The sequence below is a fragment of the Citrobacter sp. Cy070 genome, from assembly GCF_030332245.1.
Classification (GTDB): Bacteria; Pseudomonadota; Gammaproteobacteria; order Enterobacterales; family Enterobacteriaceae; genus Citrobacter; species Citrobacter youngae.
Genome location: NZ_JAOWIG010000058.1, coordinates 77,478 through 83,887, shown reverse-complemented (window position 1 = coordinate 83,887; position 6,410 = coordinate 77,478). Strand labels below are relative to the sequence as shown.

Sequence of the window (6,410 nt, the reverse complement as noted above, 5' to 3'; positions counted from 1 at the left end):
AATCGGTGGAGCTGCATGACAAAGTCATCGGGCATTATCTGAACATAAAACACTATCAATAAGTTGGAGTCATTACCAAACGCTTCAAGTCAGTAACCTGTTTATTTACGGCAAGCGTTCTTTTCCCAATGCAAGCCTCTGCAGCAGTATCAGATTACGATGCGTTGATTATTGAAGCGCGAGGTGGTAATAGCACACCGTTATTGCGCTACCTTGAGGAGCAGGGAAAGAAAAGTGCGTTAACGCCAAATCAGGTGGCTGACTGGCTGCAAGTATCCAGTTGGGTTGATAACAACGATAAAGCAACCATTGATATCTGGCAAAGGTATCGTGGACAGATGGAAGTGCCCGCACGCGGCAAAGTGGCCGCTGCACGTGCGTATCGCAATCAGAAGAGCTGGAATGAATCATTAGCGCTCTGGGAGAGTGTTGTACAGGAAGAGCCTGAGAACGCCGATGTGCGTACTGGCTGGATCATGACGCTGGCGGATGCACGTTACAATCAGCAGGCCCTGACTGAAGCGAATAAATGGGCACGTGCGCATCCGGGGGCTGACTCTGATGCACTGCTTGCCTATGTGTATCATTCACAGGGTAAAAACTGGGATGCGCTGTTAGTCGCCAGCCAGGCGGATGAAGTTGATCCGGGTAACAAAAATGCGAAATCCACGCTGTTGTCAGCGCTGTCAGCCAACCGTGTTGCTGAACCGGCGTTGGGACTGACGGAAGTGGTTCCGACATCTGACCCCGTTAAGCGGCGTCTGGCGCTTGATGCTGCAGCCGAAAAGGTGCGCGCTTCTTATACCTCTGCACGAAATGAAGATGAGCGTTTTATCGTGGCGGATAAAGCGCTTGCCCGCTATGACCAGTTGCTGGCAGCCTGGAAAGATGAACCTGCAGCTCAGGGGGATGTGCGTCGGGCGAGGATTGACCGCATGGGGGCCCTGCTGGTGCGTAAGCGCACTGCCGACGTGATTCAGGAGTACGAATCCCTTTCCGCGGACGGTGAAGTGCCCAACTATGCCAAACGTTGGGTGGCTTCGGCGTGGCTCAGCGAACGTCAGCCGGAAAAGACCGAAGCAATGCTGGCGAGCATCTATTATCCGAACGGACCTATCCCTGTTACGCCGCTCAGTCCTGAAGATCAACAGGATCTGTTCTATGCGCATATTGATAATGAAAACTTTGATGCCGCTAAAAAACAAGTTGATGACTTGATCAAAGAGAGCCCGTATCTGCGTCGTATCTACGGCTCGCCAACGCCACAGCCTAACGATAACTGGCTGCTCGGGCAGACGCTGCTGACGCAATATCATCTTGCTGCCAATGAACTGCCAGAGGCAGAAAAACTCTCAGAACATCTGGCACGAACGGGGTCCGGTAACCAGGGGTTGCGCATAACCTATGCTTCCGTTTTGGAAGCCCGTGGATTGCCACATGCGGCGGAAAAAGAGTTAAAGCTTGCGGAAGTGATCGAGCCCAGCAACCTGGAGCTGGAGCGTCAGCAGGCCTATGTGGCGCTGGATCTTCAGGAGTGGAAACAGGCCGATGAGCTGACCGATGATGTCATCGCCCGTAGCCCGGATGACGAAGCGACGCTGCGCCTGGCACGGATCCGTGATGTGCACAAAATGTCGGAAGTGCGTATCAGCGGTACGCAAGGGATCTCCTCCGATAGTCCGGTCAGCGGTAAGAATGACTTCAACATCAATACAGCGATTTACAGCCCGCCGATTAATGACAACTGGCGACTGTTTACCGGTTTCAACTTTGCCACCGGCGAGTTTGAAGAAGGAAAGGGCATCAGCCGCGATTTGGCGGCTGGTGCTGAATGGACTTCACGTGATTACTGGGCCGAAATGGAACTGTCTGGCCGTAATTATGGCGACGGGCAGAAAATGGGGGGCCGTCTTTCAGCCTGGCATGACTTCAATGATAACTGGCGTGTGGGTGGGTCAGCAGAGCGTCTTTCCCGCAATACGCCACTGCGTGCGCTGCGTAGCGGCGTATATGCAAACGGCGGCGACATGTATGTCCGCTGGTACCAAAACGAACGGCGAGAGTATCAATTGTCGTTTGCGGCCTCACATTTCTCGGATGGTAACGATCGTCTCGAATACGGGCTTAGCGGAAAAGAGCGTATGTGGACGACACCGCGCTTCACGCTGGACTTTACCCCGGGTATCGGCGGTAGCACCAACACCAAAGAGAATGTGCCGTATTACAACCCCAAAAGTGATTTCTCCGTAGTTCCCGGCTTGACCGCGGAGCAGGTGCTTTACCGACACTATGACACCGTGTGGACACAGCAGGGAGTGGCTGGTGTGGGCGGCTACTGGCAACAAGGTGAAGACGCAGGGGCTATCGTCCAGTTGGGTTACGGTCAACGGCTTAAATGGAACAACGTCGTAGATGGCGGGGTGATGCTGGTGTGGGATAAACGCCCCTACGACGGTAAACGTGAGCGGAATATCTCCCTCGCTTTCGATTTGAATGTCAGGTTTTAAGGATTGTTCATGCTGAAAAGATGCCTATGGCTTAGCGCACTCATCGCTGGCTGGTTGATGATTACCGCGTGCAGCAGTGCGCACAATACGACGCCTCGCTACGTTCCTCCTGATGAGAGAACGCCGCTGACGGCCGATCACCCGTGGCCGAAAAATAGTTTTTTGGTTCTGGGTTATCACGATGTAGAGGATGATGCAGCCGATCAGCGCTACCTCTCTGTGCGTACCAGCGCGCTGAGCGATCAAATAGCCTGGCTCCGTGATAATGGCTATAACCCGATCAGCGTTCAGCAAATTCTGGATGCTCATGACGGTAAAATCGTGCTGCCGGAAAAAGCGGTTCTGCTCACCTTTGATGACGGGTATAGCAGTTTCTATACCCGCGTCTGGCCGCTGCTGAAAGCTTACAACTGGCCAGCCCTTTGGGCACCGGTTGGAAGCTGGGTGGATGCCCCTGCGGACAAAAAAGTCGATTTTGGTGGCCTGATGACGGCGCGCGACAAATTCGCCACCTGGAAGATGGTCGAGGAAATGGGCAAATCGCCGTTGGTGGAAATCGGCGCGCATACCTGGAACTCGCATTTCGGTGCTGAGGCGAACCCGCAGGGAAGTAAAGAACCTGCAGTGGCAAACCGTCTCTACGATAAGAAAACCGGCACTTACGAAACGGACGAGCAATACTATCGCCGTATTAATACCGATATCTCTTTGATCACCAATAAAATTAAAGCGGTAACGGGGAAATCGCCACGTGCGTGGGTATGGCCTTACGGTGCCGCCAGCGGTACGACCTTAAACCTGGCCAAAGAGCAAGGTTATAAGATGGCGTTTACGCTTAATGAAGGGCTGGCGAATGCGGCATTCCTTGATGATATCCCGCGTGTACTGATTTCTGATAACCCATCGCTCAAGCGTTTTGCCAGTCAGGTTGCTCAGGTGCGTGAACCGCAGACGATGCGCGTGATGCATGTCGATCTGGATTACGTCTATGACAAAGACCCCGCCCAGCAGAAGCGCAACATCGATAAGCTGATCCAGCGTGTCTACGACATGCGTATCTCTCATGTCTTCCTGCAGGCGTATGCCGACCCTAAAGGCGACGGGAACATTCGCGAGGTCTATTTCCCCAACCGCTGGCTGCCGATGCGTGCCGATCTGTTTAACTATATCTCCTGGCAGTTACAAACCCGTGCAGGGGTTACCGTGTACGCCTGGATGCCGGTGCTGGCTTTCGATCTGGATGCCTCAATTCCGCGTGTAACGGCATGGGATCCGAAAACCGGACGTACTGCGATCAACCGCGAGAACTATGTCCGTCTTTCACCCTGGAGCAGTGAAGCGCGTCAGCGCATTACCGAGATCTACGAAGACCTGGCGAAGCACGCCAGCTTCAAAGGCATCTTGTTCCATGACGATGCCTTCCTGACGGATTTTGAAGATGCATCGCCGGAGGCGTTAGCCGCCTACCGTGCCGCAGGACTTCCGGGAAGCATCGAGCAAATCCGTAATAACCCTCAGGCGTTTGAGCGCTGGACTCGCCTGAAAAGTAAGATGCTGATCGACTTCACCAAACAGCTGACTCAGTCTGTGCGTAATATTCGCGGTCCACAGGTGCAAACTGCGCGCAATATTTACGCCATGCCGGTACTGGAGCCTGAAAGTGAAGCCTGGTTTGCGCAAAACCTGAATGATTTCCTGAATACCTATGACTGGACGGCACCCATGGCGATGCCATTTATGGAGCAGATCCCGGCCAATGATGCTAACGCCTGGCTTGATCGACTGGTGAATGCTGTCGCACAGACGCCCGGCGCGCTGGATAAAACCGTGTTTGAACTGCAGGCACGCGACTGGCGTAAATCCGGGGAACAGGCCGAAATCAGCGGTAAACAGCTCGCCGAATGGATGCGTCAGCTTAAGTTAAGCGGCGCAGGCAACTACGGCTATTACCCGGATGATTTCATCAGCGATAAACCTGAGATGTCAGAGATTCGTTCGACGTTCTCCTCATACTGGTACCCGCAAAAATGACCGATCGCATAATTGCTTTCCTGATACTTTGCCTGATGTTCAGCCTGCCGTTTGGCGTGGCTGTCGTCTTCACGGGTGAAGTGATGTTGAACTTTGTCTTCTTCTGGCCCTTGTTCATGTCTGCATTGTGGATAAGCGGCGGGGTCTATTTCTGGTTTTACCGTGAGCGTCACTGGAAATGGGGAGATGAAACGCCGCCGCCTACTCTGGAAGGGAATCCGCTGGTCTCGATTTTGATCCCGTGTTTTAACGAAGGGATCAACGCGCGCGAAACGATCGAGGCCGCACTGGCCCAGCGATATAAGAATATTGAAGTTATTGCCATCAATGATGGTTCGACGGATGACACGCACGATGTTCTGGAACAGCTGGCAACAGAGTACCCAAGCCTGCGAGTGATTCACTTAGCGGAAAACCAGGGGAAAGCCCTGGCTCTTAAGACCGGCGCAGCTGCAGCGCGCAGTGATTACCTGGTGTGCATCGATGGGGATGCGTTACTGGATCGTGATGCCGTCGCCTATATCGTGGCTCCGCTTATCCAGTTCCCGCGCGTTGGTGCGGTGACCGGTAACCCGCGTATTCGTACCCGCTCGACGTTAATTGGCCGCGTACAGGTCGGTGAGTTCTCGTCGATTATCGGCTTAATCAAGCGTACCCAGCGAGTCTACGGGCAGATATTTACCGTTTCAGGCGTCGTTGCCGCGTTTCGTCGCCGGGCGTTGGCTGAAGTTGGCTACTGGAGCCCGGACATGATCACCGAAGATATCGACATCAGCTGGAAGCTGCAATTACGCCACTGGTCGGTATTCTTTGAGCCGCGCGCGCTGTGCTGGATCCTGATGCCTGAAACATTGAAAGGACTGTGGAAACAGCGCCTGCGCTGGGCACAAGGTGGTGCGGAGGTGTTTATCGTTAACATGCGCCGCCTGTGGTCGTGGGAATTCCGCCGTATGTGGCCGCTGTTCCTTGAGTTCTGTTTCTCTACCGCTTGGGCATTTGCGTATGCGGTTAGTATCGTGCTGTTCCTGTTAGGGCTGCTATTCCCGATGCCAGACACGCTGTATGTTCAGCATCTGTTCCCGCCAGCCTTCACTGGACTTATCCTCGGCGTGGTCTGCCTGTTGCAGTTCGCGGTGAGCCTGATGATTGAACGGCGCTATGAAAAAGGGATTGGGGCCTCATTGTTCTGGATCATCTGGTTCCCGGTGGTGTACTGGATGCTGAGTCTGTTCACCACGCTGGTGGCGTTCCCCAAAGTGATGCTCAAACGCAAACGCGGCAGGGCACGCTGGGTCAGTCCTGATCGCGGTATCGGGAGGATTGAATCATGAACCAACCGTTGATTTTTACCGAACGGCGTCTGCTGCCGCGGGTGATCGACGTCGTGTTGACGCTTATTGCCTGGATTGGGTTCTTATACCTGATTTATAAAGGGTTGATCGTCGCACTGGCGCATTCACCGCATATAGGGGTTCGACCCTTTTTCACGACCCTGGATACGGTGACGTTTTACATTCTTATTGCCCTGGTCAATGGTCTGGTGCTAATTGGTTGGGCTAAGTACAACCAGTTTCGTTTCCGGGTGGAACGCCGCAGTCGCAGACCGGGTCTGGAAGAGCATGAGCTGGCGGAAAGTTTACGCATTACCCGCGAGCTGGTGACCGAGCTGAACAAGGCGAGGGTGCTGACGGTTCACCATCATGAAAGTGGTGAGATCAGTCATATCGATGTGGACAGGGATATCGCCGATAACCGTCTGCCGCCACCGACGCCTGCGATGCTGGAGTATTTGCCACCAGAGCAGCAGCCGTCGTGGCAAAGACGGTCTGAGTGATATTTCTGCTTTCAGCGGCTTCCTTCAGCCTCGCATCG

The 6,410-nt window shown here is 53.9% G+C and carries 5 protein-coding genes; all 5 read left to right on the top strand.

Going from position 1 to position 6,410, the window contains the following annotated elements; genetic code table 11:
- Positions 1–62: IS1 family transposase (locus tag OGY19_RS24440; RefSeq protein ID WP_071528444.1), on the top strand; the 62-nt coding region annotated here is incomplete at its 5' end.
- 9 nt (positions 63–71) lie between these two features.
- Positions 72–2,507, top strand: a complete 2,436-nt coding sequence (gene pgaA / locus OGY19_RS09320) for a poly-beta-1,6 N-acetyl-D-glucosamine export porin PgaA (RefSeq protein ID WP_286596376.1) — start codon at positions 72–74, stop codon at positions 2,505–2,507.
- 9 nt (positions 2,508–2,516) lie between these two features.
- Entirely contained in the window at positions 2,517–4,538 is a 2,022-nt protein-coding gene (gene pgaB / locus OGY19_RS09315; RefSeq protein WP_048213135.1) for a poly-beta-1,6-N-acetyl-D-glucosamine N-deacetylase PgaB, read from the top strand.
- Positions 4,535–5,869, top strand: coding sequence for a poly-beta-1,6-N-acetyl-D-glucosamine synthase (gene pgaC / locus OGY19_RS09310; protein WP_040232145.1), 1,335 nt, complete (start codon positions 4,535–4,537; stop codon positions 5,867–5,869). Before pgaB ends, pgaC begins: the two co-directional genes overlap by 4 nt.
- Positions 5,866–6,372 carry a poly-beta-1,6-N-acetyl-D-glucosamine biosynthesis protein PgaD gene (gene pgaD, locus OGY19_RS09305; RefSeq protein ID WP_048213134.1) on the top strand — a complete coding sequence of 169 codons (507 nt, stop codon included), beginning with the start codon at positions 5,866–5,868 and terminating at the stop codon, positions 6,370–6,372. The genes pgaC and pgaD overlap by 4 nt, the downstream gene beginning before the upstream one ends.
- Positions 6,373–6,410 lie beyond the last annotated feature (38 nt).

What these genes read in the sequence shown, in the direction of transcription:
- pgaB (WP_048213135.1), top strand. Translation starts at nt 2,517, where the DNA reads ATGCTGAAAAGATGCCTATGGCTTAGCGCACTCATCGCTGGCTGGTTG.
- pgaC (WP_040232145.1), top strand. Translation starts at nt 4,535, where the DNA reads ATGACCGATCGCATAATTGCTTTCCTGATACTTTGCCTGATGTTCAGC.
- pgaD (WP_048213134.1), top strand. Translation starts at nt 5,866, where the DNA reads ATGAACCAACCGTTGATTTTTACCGAACGGCGTCTGCTGCCGCGGGTG.